The sequence below is a fragment of the Mucilaginibacter sp. PAMC 26640 genome, assembly GCA_001596135.1.
Lineage (GTDB): Bacteria > Bacteroidota > Bacteroidia > Sphingobacteriales > Sphingobacteriaceae > Mucilaginibacter.
In genome coordinates, this window is sequence record CP014773.1 from 4,772,674 (window position 1) to 4,793,337 (window position 20,664).

General features: G+C 42.9%; 22 protein-coding genes. 7 read left to right on the top strand and 15 right to left on the bottom strand.

What is annotated here, in order from left to right:
• Positions 1 to 12: 12 nt before the first annotated feature.
• Positions 13 to 1,053, bottom strand: coding sequence for a hypothetical protein (locus A0256_20490; protein AMR33637.1), 1,041 nt, complete (start codon positions 1,051 to 1,053; stop codon positions 13 to 15).
• Between the two features lie 29 nt (positions 1,054 to 1,082).
• Positions 1,083 to 1,505: a GCN5 family acetyltransferase gene (locus A0256_20495; protein AMR33638.1), complete on the bottom strand. Its 423-nt coding sequence runs from the start codon at positions 1,503 to 1,505 to the stop codon at positions 1,083 to 1,085.
• A 254-nt stretch (positions 1,506 to 1,759) separates the two neighbouring features.
• On the opposite strand from A0256_20495, the gene A0256_20500 reads away from it, so the two are divergent.
• From A0256_20500 to A0256_20520, 5 genes are all read left to right on the top strand, one after another.
• Positions 1,760 to 2,125 carry a hypothetical protein gene (locus A0256_20500; protein ID AMR33639.1) on the top strand — a complete coding sequence of 122 codons (366 nt, stop codon included), beginning with the start codon at positions 1,760 to 1,762 and terminating at the stop codon, positions 2,123 to 2,125.
• Between the two features lie 58 nt (positions 2,126 to 2,183).
• Complete coding sequence (locus tag A0256_20505; protein AMR33640.1) at positions 2,184 to 2,837, top strand: hypothetical protein; 654 nt, start codon at positions 2,184 to 2,186, stop codon at positions 2,835 to 2,837.
• On the top strand, positions 2,804 to 3,619 hold the full coding sequence (locus tag A0256_20510) for a hypothetical protein (protein AMR33641.1): 816 nt from the start codon (positions 2,804 to 2,806) through the stop codon (positions 3,617 to 3,619). Before A0256_20505 ends, A0256_20510 begins: the two co-directional genes overlap by 34 nt.
• Positions 3,616 to 4,284 (top strand): hypothetical protein, encoded by a 669-nt coding sequence (locus tag A0256_20515; GenBank protein ID AMR33642.1) that lies wholly within the window; start codon positions 3,616 to 3,618, stop codon positions 4,282 to 4,284. The genes A0256_20510 and A0256_20515 overlap by 4 nt, the downstream gene beginning before the upstream one ends.
• Positions 4,285 to 4,511: 227 nt before the next feature.
• Positions 4,512 to 4,775, top strand: coding sequence for a hypothetical protein (locus A0256_20520; protein ID AMR33643.1), 264 nt, complete (start codon positions 4,512 to 4,514; stop codon positions 4,773 to 4,775).
• A gap of 109 nt (positions 4,776 to 4,884) precedes the next feature.
• Here the strand turns inward: A0256_20520 and A0256_20525 are convergent, their stop codons facing one another.
• From A0256_20525 to A0256_20575, 11 genes are all read right to left on the bottom strand, one after another.
• The gene (locus A0256_20525) at positions 4,885 to 5,340 is read right to left on the bottom strand and encodes a phosphatidylglycerophosphatase A (GenBank protein AMR33644.1); all 456 of its coding nucleotides are present in this window, start codon (positions 5,338 to 5,340) and stop codon (positions 4,885 to 4,887) included.
• A 7-nt stretch (positions 5,341 to 5,347) separates the two neighbouring features.
• On the bottom strand, positions 5,348 to 6,166 hold the full coding sequence (locus A0256_20530; protein ID AMR33645.1) for a hypothetical protein: 819 nt from the start codon (positions 6,164 to 6,166) through the stop codon (positions 5,348 to 5,350).
• A 7-nt stretch (positions 6,167 to 6,173) separates the two neighbouring features.
• A complete protein-coding gene (locus A0256_20535) occupies positions 6,174 to 7,136 on the bottom strand; it encodes a hypothetical protein (GenBank protein ID AMR33646.1) in 963 nt (320 codons plus the stop codon).
• 7 nt (positions 7,137 to 7,143) lie between these two features.
• Positions 7,144 to 8,232 (bottom strand): tellurite resistance protein, encoded by a 1,089-nt coding sequence (locus A0256_20540; GenBank protein AMR34634.1) that lies wholly within the window; start codon positions 8,230 to 8,232, stop codon positions 7,144 to 7,146.
• 96 nt (positions 8,233 to 8,328) lie between these two features.
• Positions 8,329 to 8,943 (bottom strand): Tellurium resistance protein TerD, encoded by a 615-nt coding sequence (locus A0256_20545; GenBank protein AMR33647.1) that lies wholly within the window; start codon positions 8,941 to 8,943, stop codon positions 8,329 to 8,331.
• A 224-nt stretch (positions 8,944 to 9,167) separates the two neighbouring features.
• Positions 9,168 to 9,722 carry a chemical-damaging agent resistance protein C gene (locus A0256_20550; protein AMR33648.1) on the bottom strand — a complete coding sequence of 185 codons (555 nt, stop codon included), beginning with the start codon at positions 9,720 to 9,722 and terminating at the stop codon, positions 9,168 to 9,170.
• Positions 9,712 to 10,557: a hypothetical protein gene (locus A0256_20555; GenBank protein ID AMR33649.1), complete on the bottom strand. Its 846-nt coding sequence runs from the start codon at positions 10,555 to 10,557 to the stop codon at positions 9,712 to 9,714. Before A0256_20555 ends, A0256_20550 begins: the two co-directional genes overlap by 11 nt.
• Positions 10,558 to 10,559: 2 nt before the next feature.
• Positions 10,560 to 11,258 (bottom strand): dehalogenase, encoded by a 699-nt coding sequence (locus tag A0256_20560; protein ID AMR33650.1) that lies wholly within the window; start codon positions 11,256 to 11,258, stop codon positions 10,560 to 10,562.
• Positions 11,259 to 11,390: 132 nt separating this feature from the next.
• A complete protein-coding gene (locus A0256_20565) occupies positions 11,391 to 11,825 on the bottom strand; it encodes a Fur family transcriptional regulator (GenBank protein AMR33651.1) in 435 nt (144 codons plus the stop codon).
• Positions 11,826 to 11,827: 2 nt separating this feature from the next.
• On the bottom strand, positions 11,828 to 12,232 hold the full coding sequence (locus A0256_20570) for a hypothetical protein (protein AMR33652.1): 405 nt from the start codon (positions 12,230 to 12,232) through the stop codon (positions 11,828 to 11,830).
• Between the two features lie 67 nt (positions 12,233 to 12,299).
• Entirely contained in the window at positions 12,300 to 12,782 is a 483-nt protein-coding gene (locus A0256_20575) for a hypothetical protein (protein ID AMR33653.1), read from the bottom strand.
• Between the two features lie 188 nt (positions 12,783 to 12,970).
• Between A0256_20575 and A0256_20580 the strand changes: the two genes are divergently transcribed.
• Together A0256_20580 and A0256_20585 are read left to right on the top strand one after the other, a co-directional pair.
• Positions 12,971 to 14,359 (top strand): carbohydrate-binding protein, encoded by a 1,389-nt coding sequence (locus A0256_20580; GenBank protein ID AMR33654.1) that lies wholly within the window; start codon positions 12,971 to 12,973, stop codon positions 14,357 to 14,359.
• A 200-nt stretch (positions 14,360 to 14,559) separates the two neighbouring features.
• Complete coding sequence (locus A0256_20585) at positions 14,560 to 15,783, top strand: hypothetical protein (GenBank protein ID AMR33655.1); 1,224 nt, start codon at positions 14,560 to 14,562, stop codon at positions 15,781 to 15,783.
• Here A0256_20585 and A0256_20590 read toward each other — a convergent pair.
• A complete protein-coding gene (locus tag A0256_20590; GenBank protein ID AMR33656.1) occupies positions 15,773 to 16,540 on the bottom strand; it encodes a hypothetical protein in 768 nt (255 codons plus the stop codon). The genes A0256_20585 and A0256_20590 overlap by 11 nt on opposite strands.
• 79 nt (positions 16,541 to 16,619) lie before the next feature.
• Complete coding sequence (locus A0256_20595) at positions 16,620 to 20,639, bottom strand: hypothetical protein (GenBank protein ID AMR33657.1); 4,020 nt, start codon at positions 20,637 to 20,639, stop codon at positions 16,620 to 16,622.
• Positions 20,640 to 20,664 lie beyond the last annotated feature (25 nt).

Sequence of the window (20,664 nt, forward strand, 5' to 3'; positions counted from 1 at the left end):
TGGCTGGGCATATTATTTATTAAACGCCACGTTTATTTCATCGTTACCAGGTAAGGCGTTAAAGATTGCTTTATCACCAGTAACACTAAACGGCAGGGTTTTTCCTTTTTGGGTAATGCTTAATATCTTACGATTGCTAACCGTAAGATTAATGGTGAGCGGCTGATCCCAGTTTTTACGGTTATTGCCCAAAGTATCGGTAAGGCTAAGCACCCACTTTTTTGGGGTGATGTGCAGAAACTTCAGCGCCGCGGAATTTCGCTCTTTATGATACTGAATCACATTTTTAAAAGGAGCTATCCATACAGAATTTTTCCGTTGATCAAGTTCAGCCAAATGCCTGGCAAATACAGCTGTGGGGGTAATGATCCACCCATCGCGGATGCCATGATAGGTTGGGCAAAACCAGCCGCCAACGGCTATCGTTTGGTCGATATCATTATCAAAATTTGCCATTGAGGATGAGTCGGCCATCATCTCGCTGTTTATGTGATAGTAATCATCATTGGTTTTGGCGAAATCGTAAGTATTGTAAGAATAAGGTTTGTTCTTTGTAGCCCTTGCACCGATAAAATGTGGTAACAGCGCTTTACGAATGGCGCTGTCTTTTGCGGTATTTCCACCGCCTTCTCCAAACGGATAAGCGTGCGTGATCATTTGTTGTGAGGGCACTAATTTATTCATCTGCAGGTTGGATTTTACAGTCTCCGTAACAACAGTATCCAATGAAACCTTTATAAAATGCGGATGCGTTAACGCATGATTGGCAATTTCATGCCCCTCCTGTGCAGCCCTATCGATCACCATCCAGCTGATGTGCTGACTATCGACTATTTTGACCGTCATGAAAAAGGTGCCTTTAAAACCATATTTATCTAATAAGGGTACGGCCACGGCATACTGCCCGGCAATGCCATCATCGAATGTTAAACTCACGGCTGCTTTTTTGTTATTGAACCATGGTGCGATGGTATAGGTAGGCTTGCTGCTTTTTTGCGCAAAAAGGTTTGCCGATAAAATTATACATACAGCAAATAAAGGCAGCTTTTTCATAAGTGTATCCGGTTAGCAGGCAATTAATATTACACTTTTAAATCGTTAATATTATCCAGTAGAAAACTATGTGTAAACCTGGTCATACCTGTTTTGGGGTAGTAATCTACCGCTGCGGGGGCCGCGAGCAAAATAAGTTTAGCCTGCGGGGTGTGCAGTTTTGTTTCTTTAATTAGCCGGATACCAATCCCCATCCGCTGGTAGTCCTGGTCCACTGCAAGATCTGACAGATAGGTGCAAAAAGCAAAATCACTTAGTGAGCGGGCGACACCCACAAGTTGGCCATCCAAACGCGCAGTAATAATGAGGTTGGCATTGCTGCACATTTTATTTATCCTATCCAGATCATCTATAGGTCGGCGTTCCGCCAGGGTGCTGCGTTTAAGTACACCTATAAATTCTTCAGGGTTAAGTTGTTCTTCGCGGTGGTATATGATTTGAGGGGGCGCCATTGTGATTAAAGATTATGATTTGATAACACCGCAATATCAATATTTACAGCATAACTTTTATAGTAAGAAAAACATAAAAGCTAAAGCCCAGCAGGTTAGCTTTTCTCTGACGTTACACCCTGTAAAATTTCGATTACAAACTCACAGCTTACTCCCGTTTGCTATATTTGTTTAGATTTACAGGCGGATAAAGCAGCGTATTCTCCTTATTTTTTTATACTACACTTAGCCTTTTTATCATCAATTTATTTATCATGTCCGAAGAAATATCACAGTCACAAGAAGCAACTATCCCTTTAGCCAATGCTATCGCTATGGCAGCAAACTGGCGTACCTATTTAGCCGCCGCCGATCCTGAATTTGTAGGCCGGTCCTTCCTGATCCCTATCGCTTCTATCAAACATCTTGTAGACCATAATGAAGATGCAGAAAGCGTGCGAGCTTACATCGGTTTAGAAGATGCCACAGATCTATCCAGCGCTAAATTGATAATGGTTGCCATAGTAGATGGAAACGAAGTGCATACCCTGCCTGGCGGCGCAAGTAATGTAGTTGATCTGGCAATTGTTTGTCCACCGCACTGCCCTGTTGGCGGCGGCCCCACCTTAGAGAATAGTTAGAATTCGCTGTTAATTGTTTATAAGCTTTAATATCTTTAAGGCTTATAAACCTCATCAGATGCTCGACTATCTCTACAATACTTTTATTGTTCCTCTTACCATCATTTTCCCTTTTATATACGCGTATCGCAACTATCAATATCTTAACAGGGCTTTGAAAATACTGCTGGCCTTTTTAATATTTTCTGCTATAGCAAACGCAATCGGAACTGTGATAGCCAGGGGCTTTCACATGCGCACAACTTTCATGGTACATATTTACACGCCCTTCGAATTTGCTTTTTTATCATTTTTTTTTGCAGAGTTTTATCATAAGCCAGCTAAGAATATCATTTATGCCATAACCGCCGTATTTGTTGTTTTTTGCCTTTACAACTCTTTGTTTATACAAAAGGCGATGATCATTAATAGTTACTCGCGCTCTGTTGACGCTATTATATTGATCATTTATTCCATGTTATACTTTTTGAGGAGTAGTAATGATATTGACGCCAGATGGAAGCTGCAGGTGAATAATTGGATGGTAACGGGCATCTTGCTATATTATTCAAGCGCACTGTTCATGTTTATCTTTTTTAATTACCTTCTATTATCAGATGAAATGTCATACGTTATCTGGAACATTCACAATACAATCTTAATCGTCGAATACATTTTATTCGCAATTGGCTACAGCAAATGCAGGTTTCCCCAGACAATATCTATATCCTGATCACCTTAGGAATGGCCGGGACCTTAATTCTGGTTTCGTCATTCATATTATATTCTATCCGTAACCAAAATAAGCTGTTACGGCAGCGGGAGCAATTTCAACAAGCTGAATTAGCGCACCAGAAAGAATTGCTCGGCGCAGTGATAGCATCACAGGAGGCTGAGCGGAAACGCATTGGTCAGGATCTGCACGATGATGTGGGCACTACCCTATCCGGATTGCGGTTATTGATTGAAATGTTTAAACCCGTAGATGCTGCCGATCAACATTATAAAGATTTTATCAAAGCAAGTAAGGGTACAATAGATAAGGTGGTTAAGGATGTGAGAAACATATCACACAATCTATCACCGGCAACCTTGAGCTATTACGGCTTAACGGCGGCGATAAACGAGCATTGCGGTATCATCAACCAATCGGGCAAATTAAAAATAGGCCTTATTAATGATGCAGAAACGCAAATGGAACATCTGGATATAACCGCCGCGTTGGCGTTATACCGGGTATTAGAGGAACTTTTGAATAATACCATTAAACACGCTGGTGCCAGTGCAGCCGAGATCCATTTTAAAGCAGGGCCGGGCACGATCAATATCGAATATTTAGACAATGGCAAGGGGCTGTCAGCGGCTGTGGATACAATGAAGAAAGGCATGGGATTACAAAATATTGAAAGTCGCTTGCTTAATATCCAGGCTACCTATACGGTAGACACCCAACCAGGCAAAGGGTTTCATATCAGGATAAACTACCCAATAAAACCGTTAGTAGTAAGCATATGAACAAAATTGGGGTTGCCATTATTGATGATCAGAATTTATTTCGCCAAAGTTTGGCTTTGCTCATCAATTCTGTAGATAATTTTAATCTGGCAGCCGAAAGTCCCGGTGGGCAGCAATTCCTGGATGTGCTAAAAGCAGGCAATATCACTGTTGACGTTGCGCTTATAGATATGGATATGCCGGGCATGAACGGCATCCAACTAAATAAACAGCTGCGCGAAAATTACCCTGAAATTAAGGTGATCATTTTATCGGTGCATGTGAACGAGGCACTTATTTCACAAATGATTACCGCGGGTGCCGCCTCATACCTTGCAAAAAATTGCGATAAAGACGAGCTGACGCTGGCAATTACTACCGTTTATGAAAACGGTTATTATTTTAATAATGAAGCGCTTGATGCGCTACGCAATAGCGCAAATCACAAACAAACGCCTAAGGAAACATTGAATGGTTTGCCAATTGCTTTAACGCGGCGTGAGAAGGAGGTGCTGCAATTGATTTGCCGGGAATTTAACAGCAATGAAATTGCAGAACAGCTTTTTTTGAGCGTGCGCACAGTAGAAGGGCACCGTAACAACCTCATTGCCAAAGTAAATTGCCGCAATACAGCAGGCTTGATACTATTTGCCATCAAATCGGGCTTATTTGATATACCTTTTTAGCACCTCAGGTTTCTAACTTCATTTTAAGGGACCATTAGATAACACCATAATTCGTACCTAAAGCTTCTTGTTACCCGCCGCTTTAAAAGAGCTATCGTTACACTAAATAGCTTTTACCACCGTTTATTGCTTAATCAAAGGTTAATTTTTATGGCTAAAAAGTGCTTTTTTTGCAACCTTTCGCTATATCTTTACGTAAACGAAACTGTAACCTAAAGCTTAATAACATGGATATCATATTTATCAGCAACCAAGTCAAGTTTGATGTACTAAATATCTGCGGCAAACCCGCTGCAAAACCATACAATTTACTTACGGAAACCCCGCTGTACGCTAACGGCTACCAGGAAAATGAAGACTTGTGCCGAAAACTGGAAAGACAACTGCAGGAGATAGCCAACGAATACAATACCGGCAAAAGTATTAACCGCGGCGCAGTTTCAAAATATCTTACCGTGCGCGAGTGCATTGAAATGATTATTGTTAAATAACGTACCTGCGGACCTACCATTTTATCCACGATAAATTGTATTCACAGTACATAATAGTTCGATTTTGAAAGACAGGTTGGTGTAGCCAAGTTGTTTATAGCTGGAGACCTTATAACGCTATTCCCTTAAATTTCAAAGTAAAAACGATCAGTTGTAAAATTACGTTCCCGTATGCCCCGGCCAGCACATCATCCATCATTACTCCCGTACCACCCGGAAAAGCCTCCATTTTACGGATCCCCAGCGGTTTCAATATATCAAAAAAACGGAACAACACCAAGCCGCCTAAAAGCAGGTACAGGTTTGGCGGGATAAACAACATGGTTACTAGCATGCCCGATACCTCATCTATCACCACCCTGTAGCTGTCTTTACCCCATTCGGGTTCTACCTTGTCGCCCACATAAATACCAACTAGGGTAATTAAAATAGTCACAGCCAATAAAACCCAGGGCATCTGCCATTGCCATACCAGCCAAATTAGCGGGCAGGTAACAATGGCCGCCAGCGTACCTCCTCCTTTTACATATCCAATCCCGAAGATGGATGCGATTATTTTATTCATGGCTGAATTAGCTCTTGTTTAAAACATCTTCTGCCGCTTCGGCGACTTCCGGCTCAATCGTATGTTTTTTAGGGAAATTGAACAATAACGAGGTTATTACCGGGATCAGGAAAATTGCTACGGTGAACACAGACACTGCAATATCCGCCGTTTCGCCTTCCATAAATTCTGAAAAAGATGAGGCCGGATAAAAATGGATGTACAATGATGCTGTCAATTTGATGCCCAGCACCCCTATCACAATAAAAGCCACGGTCTCTAAAAATGTAAACTTTTCCATCAGCTTAACAAAAGCCTGCGCTACGAAACGCATAGCGAGAATTCCGATAAACACTCCTACATAAATTAAAAAAACGTGGTCGGTAAAGGCCACCGCAGCAAACACGTTATCTATCGAGAAAGCAAGGTCCATCAATTCTACCAGCGCAACGGTAGCCCAAAAATTACCAATAAGGCCAACTGTTGATTTATAAAGCCAGTTTTGCTCCTTATTTACATTCTCTTCTTCCCCATCATCGTTCTTTTGCAGCTTGCCTTTAAAATAATCGAATGCCAGGTACATCAAATACAGGCCACCCAATGGCTTTAACCACCAGATCTTTACCAGCCAGGCAGCCAGAAATAAGCATACACCACGCAACACATAAGCTCCGATGATACCATAGCGCAAGGCGCGGCTGCGCTGTTCTTTCGGCAAATCAATTACCATGGTGGCCAGTACAGCGGCATTATCTACAGAGAGCAGGCTCTCTATAACGATCAGGTTCAGAATAATCAATAATCCCGCTTTTATGTCGTCACCAAGCAGGGTGTGTAAAATGTCCATATCAGGTTTAAATTAAATCAGTATTCAGCATTGATTTCAGCACATTCGCCTGTACATCAAAGCTATTCATGTGTTGCAGAAAATCAACACCGGCAATTTTCTTGTAGTTCTCTTCCAACAGGCTTATTACCTCTGCCGGCAATTGTGTTTTTAGCACCCCGGCGCTACTCTGCAGGTGCACGTTTTTATCCATCAGTTCCTGCATCACACGCTCTTTTTTTGAGAGCTTACTTTCGCGGGCTGCGTCGCCAATTTTTGTAACATCGCAAAATAAGAAAATATTATTCGACGGTGAGTATAAAAAGTATTGGTCAATATCAGTGAACCTGTATACTTCTATTGTTATTTCCCCTGTGCGTATACCGGTATAAAACTCAACTTTAAAATTGTATTTGCACAATTTACCCATCAACTTGCGCTGAATGGTAGCATACTTGTTTGTGTATAGGTCGGCGGGATTATATTGAAGTAATTCGTCTAATACATCAACCGGGATCTCTGCGTAATAATCGTTTGCATATCGTGAACTGAACAGGTTGATATTTTTAGCAAAAGGATAATCGTCCAGATCGTGAGACAAAGCTTCGTATAGCTTGCGAAGGGATTGCCCCATCTTCAGGGCCTGGCGCTGCTTATCCAGGTTAAAATTGGCCTCGGTAAACAGCGTATCATCCATTTTAGTAATCAATTCTTTATTCAGCTGCACCTCATCCAACATCAAATCAGCGTTGGCCTCATTGTTCTTCTTAATTTTCTTCAGCAGATCTATCAAGCTAGCGGTAAACTGAAGATGGAACATTTCCAGTTTACCGAGGTCAAGATCAGGATTGGTGGCGAACAATTGGTGGATTACTTGCGTGCGCAGGTAAATTTTATAAATGACATCATTATTAAAAAAAACGGTAAGCAGCTGCAATTTGCTGATAGCCCGGGTAGATTCATTTAGAATATTTACACTGTTTTCATCCATAGTTTAATTAACGTGTATTGGTCACATTCTTCTTTAACTCTGTCTCTAAATTTTGCAATTCGGAGTTCAGCGTTTTGCGATTTTGTGTCCCCTCATCGTGAATTCGCTTCACTTCTGTAAGCGTTTCTATCAACGATTGTGTTGTACGTTTCAAAGTTTCTATCGAAACTACGGTTTTTTCGCCTTCGCGGGCAACATCTATGCTGTTTTGTTTCAGCAACTCGGCGTTTTTCTGCAAGATGGTATTCGTGGTATCCGAAATTTTCTTCTGCATCTCCACGTTTTCTTTCTGCCGGTTTAACGCCACAGCAATAGTTAACTGGTTCTTCCATACCGGTATGGTGGTAGAAACAATTGATTGTGCCTTTTCCGCAATAGTGGTATTGTTATTCTGCACCACCCTTATCTGGGCCAGCGATTGCAGCATAATAAATCGCACTACCTTTAAATCTGCCAGGCGTTTATCCAGCCGGTTTACGAAATCGCGCATATCGGCTATCTGGTAATCCTCGTAGTTGGCTGGGTTTCCGTCCATCACCGCTAGCTCTTCATTCAGCTGATTATATTTTAACTGACCAGAGATGATTAGTTCCTCCATCTGGTGAATAAAGGTAACATTGCTATCAAACATGGTTTGCAGTGATGCGTTGTCCTTAATAGAGTTAACCCTGCCGGCCTTGATCTTATTGGTGATTTTATCAATGTTATTCACAACCGTATCGTACTTCGCAAAAAGTTTTTTGGTATCCATAACGATGCCTTTTAAAAACGGGATGCTGGTTACAAACTTCATGAAACCGCTCTGGTTCAGTTCATCTACATCAATATAATTCAACTCGTTTAACAAATCGGTTATTAAAACACCTACCTCTCCCGAATTGAATGTCCGTACCGAAGAAAGAAAGGTATTACTGTAACGCTCCATTGAATTTTGCACTTCGGTACCGTAATTCAGTATTGAGTTTACATCCTTTGGGTTAAGGTCTTTGCTCAGTTCGCCATATTTCTTCACCTCGTCAGGTGTGATATTACTCAGATCTACAGTGCCATCCTTCGCCAGTTTTACAGGCGTATTGGTATTCACCGGTGTAGGGATATCGCCAAGCGGCTGGGCGTATGAACCAGGCACCGGGGGTATAGACGGGTTTAATTCGTTGCTTTCCATTATTGCTTAATTTTTGCTGATAAAAGCTTATAAATAATTTTGTGTTACTGTGCGTACAGTTTCTTCCAGCTTGCGATCCTTTGTTGGTTCGCCAATAGCATTAAATTTCCACTCACCATTCTTTTTGTAAAAAACACCCATCACCATAGATACATGGCCCTTAAACTCCGAACCGTGAGCAATATCGTACTTAGCGAAGATCTCATTCACCCGTTTTGGTGTGCCTTCGTAAATGCGGATGGAAGCAAATGGAATGGCACCAAAATCCTGCCCGCGAAAACTGTTCAGCACAAAAGCCACATAGTTTACTGCAGGATTAAGCGCTGCAAAATCTAAAGTGATCACTTCATTATCTAAGCCGTCGTCGCCGTCCATATCTCCGGTTAAATCATCACCACTGTGGCGCACCGAATTATCCTTCGACTTAAGATTCCCGAAATAGACTACCTCTAATAACTTTTTGCTTTCGTCATACAAAGCACAACTTGCATCCAGGTCAACCGCTTCTTTGGTTGTGCCGAAGCCAAAAAGGCCTTTCTTTTCTATAGCGCCCCAGTTGATACCTACACATATATTTTGCAGTTTGCTCCCATTGCTTTTCTCTAAGCTGATGCGCTGCCCTTTTTGAAGATTAATTGCCATTGTTTTTTGTTTAATGTTTTTCGTCAATAGTACTAATTCGCATGCAGAACTAACTCACCCCGAAGGCACCCAGTGCGTCGACTCCTCTACGCTGCGAATGGAGGTAAAAAAAGCCTAAAAGTCGCCAATGCTCTGCCTTATAACCGCCCTGTACATCCCCCTCTGCAAATAGAAAAGTGACGGGGGTGAGTCTATTGCCATATCGGGCTTTTACGCTCTTCCTTTTAATTATATTTATTTAAATAGTCTTGCAGGCCGCCTTTCATACCTGCTCCAACTGCTTCAAACTTCCACTTGTTGTCGCGTTTGTAAATGCGGCCAAATTCTACAGCAGTTTCTATCGAAAAATCTTCCTCCAGTTCGTACTTTAAAATATCGGCGCCGGTAGCCGCGTCAGCTATCCTGATAAAGGAATTACGTACCTGGCCAAAATTTTGCCTGCGGCTTTCTGCTTCATGGATGGTGACTACAACGCAGATTTCCGTAACACGTGAGTCGATTCTACTCAGATCTATTTTTATCTGCTCATCATCGCCATCGCCGGCGCCGGTTAAGTTATCACCGGTGTGCTCCACTGCGCCATCCGGTGTTGTAAGATTATTATAGAAAACAAAAAACTCATCAGCCACTATTTTCTTGTTATCGTTCATTACAAAAACAGAAGCATCTAAATCAAACGCTGCTCCTGTAGATGATGAGTTGGTATCCCACCCTAATCCTATCGTAAATTTGGGAGCGTCGATAGCTTCGCGCTGCCCTTTTTGAAGATTAATTGCCATATTCTATCGATTTATAATTGTCTAAAAGTAAACGTTTTTTTATGAAATTAAGGTTTTGCGCATAAGCTTCGATGGTATGGTAACCGTTGCCCAATGCCATGTTATATAATTGCTGGGCAAACGTAATGTTTTGCTCCTGCATGAAAATACAAAAGCTTTCGAAATCATAATTGAGTATGTACTTAACGATGCGGGTATTGATGCAAAAATCCGGACTAGCAATGATATCCTGCAAGTGAAATATAGATTTTACGTGATGGTAGTTCAAATGATTCTCCACATTTGGATGAACGCTTTTGTTCACCAGCTCCGCAAAATAAAGCATATAAATCTCGTTGCTCAATTTATATTCCTCTACCATTTTCATGATCATCCGCTCGTGACTGCCCGTAATACGGATATCATCCAGGAATATCAGTGTTTTGCCAGCCAAAAAATCTTTATCGATATGAAACTGATCGTTCCCGATCAGCTTCATCCGCTGCTCAGCATCCAGTTCGCCGTAGTCTTCTTTATAAGTTATGGTGCGGTGCACCTTTGCTTCCTGCACAACCGGTAAATTAGTTTGTTCCAGCCAATGGTTCAGCCGGTATACAAACCAGTTCTTCATGGCGAAAGTGGCTGTGGGGATAAAAGAATAAGGGCTCGACAACACCACTATTTGCTGTCGGATGGGATTTATCACCAGCCGTTCAATAATAAAGCCGTTGGCCAGAGCCGTGCCAAAAGCCTGGGAAACTAAACCATCGCCAAATTTAAATCGACTATACTCGTCGGCGCTGAAGCCAAAGCTTTCTGCGCTATCAATATGATATAAAGAATAGGTGCTGGTCATTGTTATGGGAGCAGGTTAAGTATTGTGCTTTTGTTAGAATTGATAAGCATACTGTTTATACCTATGTCGCTGGCAGGTTTAATATCATTTTTGGGATTGTCGCCAATATGCATAATGCCTGTTAAGGGCACGCTTTTACCCGGATTGCAAATGTCCACATGATTGAGCATCGCGTTAAAAAATGCTTTGTTGGGCTTGCTCATATTTACCTCGTCAGAATAAAGCTGAAAATCAAAAAAATCATCCAGCCGATATAATGCTAATACTTTTCTCAATGTTTTGCCGGTGATGTATCCGGTGTTGCTCAGCAAGCTAAAGGTAGCCCCGCTATTTTGTTTTAGATGATGTAAGGTGGAAATTGTTACAGTTGAATATGGGATAGGCGGGTGCAGAAACAAAAGGTTTTCCATCTGTGCAGCTAAATGATCCAGGTCAACCCCTTCCAGATCGGCCTTGCCATCGTTAATAAAATTGATCACCATCAGATACATCTCGTCTGCATCAATATTTTTACCGGTTTTCTCATTTACGCCATTTACCATCAAATCCACCTGACGGAAGATATGTGCTATATCTTCTTCCGATTTGTTATAATTATTATGATTTTGATGGAAATATCCGGCGCGCAGATTTTTAAATTGCGGATCAGATTTGACGAGGGTTAACCAAAGGTCAAAAGAATAGTGCTGATAGTAAGGCATAGCAAGCAGATGGATGGTTGTAGATGTGTTTGTAAAATACTAACAAATATTACAAAGTTCTGCCCCTAATTTTAATAAATAAGATTGATTATGAAGAGATAACGTCGAGTATACTGGCTAATAAAAGCGTTCCTAGCTACTACTACACTTAGGGCAAAGCCCAGAAGCATAGAGCGTAAATGCCTCAGCTTTAAAGCCACTGGGAAGATTCAGCGAAGGGAGGCTTAATTCATTCAGGCAAAACACGCCTTTACACATGGTGCAATTAAAATGCAGGTGCTCATCATGATGATGTTGTTCCTGGCAGCCGGATGCGCATATGGCATAATTAGCAGTGCCATTCAAATCGAACACCTTATGAATGATGCCTTTCTCTTCAAATACATTCAGGATGCGATATAAGGTAACCCTGTCGATATCATGCATTACACTTTCCAGATCGGGTTGGGAGGTTGCGGTTTTTTTTGCGTACATCAGATCAAGCACCCGCAGGCGTGCACCTGTTTTTTTTAGTTGATGCTTCGCAAGTACATCTTCAAACCTCTTACCATTATTCACGTCTGTCATAATTAGTTGTGGCTATGCTTAACATGCAGGAAATTATCGCCGGCATTGCAGGTTCCTGCATATTTGTAATTTACAAAATGGGCAACTGCAATGGTAATTCCCCCGATAGGTACAATCACAGCTTCCAGCCAACCTTGAGTAAATACATGGCCAAGGATAATTGTCACAAACCCGGTTATCAGCATAGCCAGCGGCAACGTGCGGTGATGTGCATTAACAAACGATCCACCAATTGAAGCCACACCAACCACAAGGGCTGCGATGATCATCCCCCACTCAATCCAGGGATTAGCCAAAAAGCCAAGTCCTACTAAGGGCAAACTCGTAAAAAATACCGGTACAGCAGCGCAATGAATAGCGCAGAGTGTGGATGCCGTCATCCCGATATTATCCAGCTTAAAAGCCATTCTTGACGATCTCATGGTGCAAATATATAACTAATGCAACATAATTGCATTTACGAAATGTAAAAATTTATTGCTGATTGGATCTGATGAGTTGGTAGGCATCTAGGTCATTTAGCCGTGCCAGCACTTCCAATTTCTTGCCAGCCTGCTCATTGTAATTCTTAAAAAAGTGCTCTACCTGGCTTAAAATTGCATCGGGCAGGTGAAGTATCGAACTTACATCTGCAAATAATTGCGATACTATTGGCACGGCAAGCAACCGGTCGTTACGCAGCGTTTGGCCGTCTCGTTCCGTTTGCTCTATTTTTAATGCGCCAATGATACGGCAGTCCATACATACACCAGGGTAACTGGTAATCTCGGAGATTACCATAACATCCAATGGATCGCCGTCGCCACCCTTGGTATCCGGTATAAATCCAAAATCAAAAGGGAAAACCATACCTGCCGGCAATACTTTATTTAATTTAAATCGCTTCAAATCAGGCTCATAAACATACTTATGATTGCTACCCTTCGGGCTTTCTACAATTACACTAATTGGTTCCATTTTTGGGTGTTTGATATATTGGCTAAACCGTTATCAGAGTTAAATTACAAAGAGCACTCCAAATTGTTTACTGCCCTTCCGGTACTCCAGCCTCCTCAAACATCTGCTAGGCAAAAAATTCAAAAAAACCTTCCTGATTAAAAGGCATAAGCCGTATGTTTAGATTTAATTGTTCCCCATTTGTACCTATGAAAATCAACAAACGCACTATCGCCCTATTGACCATTTCATTATTTACACTGTCCGCAGTGGCGCAAAAAAAGCCACTAAGCGAATTGCAGCAAAATTTTGTTGATCTCAAATTCGGCATGTTCATTCACTTTAATATGCCCACTTTTAATGATGCAGACTGGCCCGATCCCGATGCATCCCCCGCCCTCTTCAACCCCAAAAAACTGAATCCTGCACAATGGGCCAAGGCTGCAAAATCAGCCAATATGACCTACGGTTGCTTAACCACAAAACACCATAGCGGCTTTTGCATTTGGGATACCAAAACTACCGACTACAATGTTATGAACAGCCCATTGAAGAAAGATGTGGTTCGCGAGTTTGTAGATGCTTTCCGCGCTAATAATTTAAAGGTGATGCTGTATTACAGTATCCTGGATACGCACCATCGCCTGCGCCCGAACAACATTACCGCCAAACATTTTGAGATGGTGAAAGCACAGATCACCGAATTGCTTAGCAACTATGGAAAGATAGAGGCCCTGATCATTGATGGATGGGACGCTCCCTGGTCGCGTATTTCTTACGATGACATCAACTTTGAAGATATTTATCACCTCGTAAAATCGCTGCAGCCCAATTGTGTGATCATGGATCTTAACGGTGCGAAATATCCTGCCGAAGGTTTGTATTACACGGATATTAAGACCTATGAAATGGGTGCTGGGCAGCGTATTTCTAAAGAAACCAATCGTATGCCTGCCCTGGCTTGCCTGCCTATTAACAGTGCCTGGTTCTGGAAAACCAATTTCCCAACAACGCCTGTGAAAGATGCGGCAAAATTGGTAAATGAGGACATCATTCCGCTTAATAAGGTTGATTGTAACTTTATCCTAAATGTTGCCCCGAACCGTGATGGATTAATTGATGATAATGCCCTTGCAGCGTTAAAACAAATTGGCGGATTATGGAAGAATGAAGGCCCCGCGCCTAAACTTGCACCTACCGGTGAACCTATTATCGCCAGTAATTTGGCTAAGCACAAAATGTCAAACTCCAGCTGGAGTGATGACATGAACATTATGGATTTTGCTAACGATGATGATTTAAGCACCTCGTGGACATCCAACAGTCGGGTGAAAACGCCTTGGTACGAGATCGATTTTGGTCACGACACTAATTTTAACGCAATAACCATTACAGAGGATAAGCCTAACTTTAGTGCTTACCGTTTAGAGTATCTGCAAAATGGCGTTTGGAAACCCATCCTTAAAACAATCAACAATAACCGGGTAAAAGTTAACCGCTTTGATGGCGTTTATGGCAGTAAGGTAAGGGTGTGGATAGACGAGGCGGATCATCAGGCATCCATAGCAGAATTTGGGGTGTATGATGAGCGGCGATAAGAGTTTGCAGGTAAAAAGGTTTACGGTAACAATTACATGTATAAACATCTATCCAAAACCTTATTGTTTTTTTACTGTTTCTAATTATTATCAAAATTTTAAAAGAATTGAACTTGTCGAGCACATGCCTCTTTTTCCGATCCGCCATAGTTGCCGTAGCATTGCTTGTTTGCACGACTGGCGCTAAGGCTTATTCTATATTGGCACATGAGGCAATCATCGATGCTTCCTGGCAACCGACTTTATTACCGATAATTCAACAAAAATACCCCAATCTTACAGCCGCCGAAATCAGAATGGCTCACTCTTACGCTTACGGCGGTGCAATGGTTGCAGACATGGGATACATGCCATTTGGGAACGCTTTTTTTACAGACCTGCTGCACTATGTGCGTAGTGGCGACTTTGTGGAAAATTTGATAAGAGATGCACGGACTGTGAATGAGTATGCTTTTGCCCTGGGGGCAATATCGCATTATATGGCCGATAAATATGGCCACTCACGGGCTACCAACCGCAATATCCCATTGATTTATCCTAAACTCAAAAAGAAATTCGGGGATGTAGTAACCTATGCGGAGGATCATAAATCGCACAGCAGGATGGAGTTTTCTTACGATGTTTTACAAACCGGCCGCGGAACTTACACCAATGACGGGTATCATGATTTTATAGGTTTCAACATTTCGGTACCTGTTTTGGAAAAAGCCTTCTACGAAACCTACGGACAGGAATTAGGCAGCATTTTCGGTAATATTAACGGCAGTATTAACACCCTGCGTTGGGGCGTACGTAATTTGTTCCCGGTGTTAACAAAGTCTGCCTATAAGACTAATAAAGATACTATTCTGAAAATGACTCCGGGTATGACGGCCAAGAAGTTCCAATACAAAATGAGCCGCCGGTCGTTTAAACTCGAGTATGGTAAACAGGTTGATAAATCAAAGCCTGGATCACACATACTGGCTTTCCTTATTAAGATCTTACCCAAAGTAGGCCCGTTAAAAACACTAAAATATGTTTCGCCCGGTAAAGCTGGTGAAAAATTATTTTCGCAGAGTTTTGATACGATAGTTCGCAACTACGGCATCGCTTTGCAAGAGGTAGGTAGCAGTAGTTTCAACCTTCCCGATATCGACTTCGACACCGGCAATCTGAGCCAATTCAGCGAATACTCACTGGCTGATAAAACCTATGATGAGTTATTATTACGCCTGCAAAAGCAACAATACAAAAATATTACGCCAGAACTTAAGAAAAGTATTCTCTCTTATTATCAGCACAAAGATCTGGCAGACGGCGATGTACGGTACCGCGAAAATTGGCAGAAGACAAATAAAGCGCTAGATAATATTAAGCAATTAAAGCCCGGTCCACAGCAAGCCTTGGTACCACTTGAAAATCCTTATGGGTCTACACAATAATTGGTAGCTTTTCATGCTGCTGGAAGGCGGTATCGAAAAACCGAAAAATTGCGACTTTCTTCTCCACGCATATACTGCCAAAATAGTCGTTAGCTGCTTCGAAGCTGATCGTTTGCCAGTCACGCCTAACATCCTGTAAAATTGATGGCATGTTGTGACTGCCATCAAGCGATGGTGTGAGGTTCAGGTGATCGCCTAAACCCTTACCGGTGGCTTTAAGTAAAGCCTCCTTACGTGTCCACAGGAGGTAAAAACGCTCCCGGCTATCTTTTTCATCGATAAAACTGTTTTCATCCGCACTGAAATTATCAGTCAGGATATCCTGAAAATTAAAACCGGGATCTTTATACTCTACATCGGCACCTACCGTAGATTTGGCAACAACCAGTATAATCCAGTCGCCGGCGTGGCTTATATTATAGTGTAAACCTGCCGACTTATTAGTAAACAGGTAGGGCTTCTTATTAGCCCCTAAAGCAAAAATTAATTGGTGTGCGGGGATACTCAAATAGCGGCTAAGAATATACCGTTGCGCACCCCTGCTGATCACAAATCTTTGCCTGTCCTTCTGCTGAAAGTAGCTGCCGCCCCGATCTTTCTCTGCCTGAGTAAGAACTGTCGAAAACAAATCTAAAAGTTGCAGATTGGCACTGATCTGAATTCGGTATACATGAACGTCACATTCGTTCAATACGGGGCATAAGGGTTCTTGTTGCCAGTCAATGTGTTTTAAAAACTGTATGTTAACCTTGCCCAACAGATAGTATTTTTATTTTGATTAAAGCAGTGTGCCGTATGCAAAAATAGTAAAGGCGCCGGGTATAGCGCCTTTACCGTCATTTTTTGTTGGCTGCATTTAAGCATTCCTGTAATATCCTCGCAAACTCTTTATCATTTGGCGGTTTAAATATGGTGTTGTGTTCGCCCGGGATCTTGTGAATATTTACGCCCTTTAAGGCGAACGGTTTCCAGCCCATAAATTCAAAATCATCCAGGTAAAAGGATTTTATTTCGGCCCGGAAGAGTTCTATCGCAATTTCATAGGGCTCTATCTTGTAATACCGCTGCGCAACATCGTTCATCTCATCTATCTTGTTGCTGTAGCCAAAAAAACCAACTTGCTGTTGCTCTTTGCCGTGTTTTAATCGCCACATCGCTCGGGTAAACATCCTGCTAACCGATTTGGTGCGATTTTTAATCGTTGTGCCGATACCTTCCTGGAAGGTTACAGAATACCATAGCCTGCGCGCAAGATATTTGCCGCGTTTATATTTATTCACCAGCCAGCTATCATAGTACGGTGTGCGGTAGGCATAAGTATCAAACATAGCCAGCATTCTTACCTCCAGGTTCAGCGCTTCCATCTGCCGGGCCATTTCAAAAGCGATGATACCACCAAACGAAAAGCCTGCTAATGCATACGGACCATTGGGATTTTGCGCCCTGATGGACGATATGTAATGCGCCGCGATGTCTTCTATGCGGTTCAGCGGTTCATCTATCCCGTTTAAGCCCTTTGCCTGCAGGCCAAAAACGGGCTGATCAGGATCCATATTACTGGCCAGCGTATTAAAGAGCAACACGTTCAAACCCGCACCATGCACAATATAAATCGGCATTTTATTGCCCTTAGGCTTAACCGGCACCAGTGAATCCCAGGTTATAGACCGGCCATCCATCCCCAAAATCTGCGATAGCTTTTCCACCGTAGAGTTTTCGAACAGGATAGCAAGCGGTAGGCGTTTGCCCGTTTCTCGTTCTATTTTGGCCATTACCTGTACAGCTATAAGGGAGTGACCGCCCAACTTAAAAAAGTTATCGTAAACGCCAACTTTATCCAGCCCAAGGTATTCCTTCCAAATATCTGCCACCATTTGCTCTATATTGGTACGCGGCTCTACATAGGCATCATCATTTTCGGTAGCGATGGGCCCAATGGCGGCCAGTGCTTTTTTGTCTACCTTACCGTTTGGGGTAAGCGGCATTTCATCCACCCGGATAAAGTTATCCGGCACCATATATTCGGGCACAGAGCCGGTAAGCTCGCTGCGCCAATAATTCATACATTCGTTGAAGTCTTTACATACAAAGCCATCGTTAAATACCACATAAGCAACCAGCTTATCTACACCATTGTTATCGGGCCTGGCAATTACAACGGCCTGTTTCAGATCCGGATCTTTTGATAAATGAAACTCGATTTCGCCAGTCTCGATGCGGTAACCGCGGATCTTAACCTGGGCATCCACACGGGAAAGGTATATCAGCTCACCTTGTGGCGTGTAAGTCCCCAAATCACCGGTGCGGTACATGAGGGCCCCCGGGGTATCATCAAACGGATCGTCAACAAACTTTTCATAGTTCATGATCGGCTGATCCAGATAGCCCTTTGCCACTCCTTCTCCCCCGATATGGATCTCGCCTGCCGCACCCGGTGCCAGCTGATTTTGAAATTTATCGAGGATATAAATGTAGGTGTTGTCTATCGGCTTGCCAATGGTGATCGAAGTATCATCGGCAGTAACCTGTTTCACCGTGCTCCAGATGGTAGTTTCTGTAGGCCCGTATACGTTCCATAATGAGCTGGCGCGTGCTAAAATACGGGTAGCCAGATCCATCGGCAGTGCTTCTCCCCCACAGATCACTTTAATATTTTCATCTTCCCAGCCCGATTCTAAAAGGATGCGCCAGGTATAAGGCGTGGCTTGCATCACCGTGATCTTCTCCTTTCGGATCAATTCCAGCAGGGCCATACCATCTTTCGCCGTTGCACTATCAGCCAATACAATTTGGGCACCGCTAATCAAGGGTAAAAACAACTCCAGCCCGGCGATATCGAAGCTAATGGTAGTAACGGCCAGCAGCTTATCACGGGCCGTCATACCCGGAACTTTTTGCATGCTGTACAAAAAGTTAACCACGTTATGATGGGCTATCTGAACACCCTTCGGCTGCCCGGTAGAGCCCGAAGTGTATAAAACATACAGCAAATCTTGGCCCGTCACCTTTACTTCAGGGTCGGTTTTAGGTTTACTGCTGAGGTTTACCCAAATATCATCCAGTAAAAGTTCCCTGGCCTTACTTTCATATTTGCCCAGGTATTGCCGGGACGTGATGAGGATCACCGCTTCCGAATCTTCCAGCATGTAATTGATACGGTTGATAGGGAAAACAGGATCAAGCGGGATGTAAATCCCCCCTGCTTTCATGATGGCCAACAGCCCGATCACTAATTCGGCCGAGCGATCTAACGATATCGCTACTTTATCGCCTACAAGAACACCTTCTTCAATTAAAACAGCAGCCAGTTGATTGGCTTTTTCATTTAACTGCTTGTAGCTGTAAGTTTCGTTATTAAATTTAAGGGCTGTTACTGATGGATTTGCTGCTGCAGTTTCACTGATGATCTGGTGCAGCGATTTTTCTTTCGGATAAGGGACTTTGGTATTGTTCCATGCTTTTAGCTGGCGGCTTAGTTCGTCCGCGCGCATCACCGGCAATTTACCAATCAAGCTTTCGGGGTTATTCACCACCTGCCTAAGCAAATGCTCGTATTCATCCATCATCCTGGTGATCGTAGCCAGGTGGAAAATCTGCGTATTATACGACCACTCCAGCATCAGCGCATCCTTATGATCGGTAATATTCAGAAAGATCTCAAAATTTTCGTATTCACGGCCAGTTGTGATATACCGGTGTTTGATATTGTAGAAGTGTACACCTTCGTCCATACCGATATCGATATTGAAAACAACCGGTACCAATGGTAAGCGCGATGCATCGCGTGGTATGTTAAGCTTTTTTAGTAGACTGCCAAAAGTATACATCTGGTGATCATAGGCATCCAGCACCTCTGTTTTTCTTTGTTTAAGATATGCACTGAAGCTTTGATCTCCTTTTGGATAGCTACGCAGGGCCAACAGATTTACACAGTGCCCAACTAAGCCATAGTTACCGGTGGCAGATTGCCCCGCTGCCGGCAGGCCCAAGATGATCTCTTCGTGGCCGGTGACCTGCTGTAAATAAACCTCAAAGGCGGCCATGAGTGTGGTTACGAAGCTGGTGCCCGCCTTCCGTGCCATTTGCTTTATTTCGGTAACTAAGTTGCCGTCCAATTTAAAATCTACCCGCTTACTTTTATAAGTACGCATTGCAGGCCGCGGATTATCGGTAGGCAGGTTCAGCAAATGCGAACTACCTTTGAACATATCTATCCAATACCTTTCCGTTTCGCGGCTTTCTTCGGTGACGGCTAGGGCGGTTTGTTCAATAGCGTACGCACTGTATTTTGGAGCGGGCGGCAAGTTTGGCCAATGCCCCTGTGCATAGTCTGAATAGAGTCTGCCCATTTCCTGCATCATCACACCAGTAGACCAGCCATCGCAAATAATATGATGCGCCACAAAAGTAATGTAGTGCTCCTCGCGGCTCAGCTTTAAAATGGCAGGTTTAAACAGCGGTCCGTTAACCAGGTCAAGCGGGGTAATAGCTATTTGCCGATTGTAATTTTCTATAAAAAGTTTGTTCTGCGCGTCGCTCTGCGACGACAGATCATGGTAATCGATGTCTACCTGCGGGTTGTTGTAGACTATAAAATTTTGCCCATCGGCAGTAAAAACGGTACGCAAAGCCTCGTGCCGGTCGCTTAGTGCCTGCAACGCTTTAAACATGGCATCCTTGTCAAAAGGGCCGGTCAATAGTATGGATCCAGAGTCGTTATAGGCACAACTCGCGTCAGCACCGCCAATTAAGCACGATGTCCATATCTCTATCTGCGGCTCGGTAGCAGGAGCCATTAATAAGATCTCGGGGCCTGCGAATGGGTCAAATTCGACAGAACTTACCTCATAGTTCATAATTGTGCCGTCCTAATTATACAAT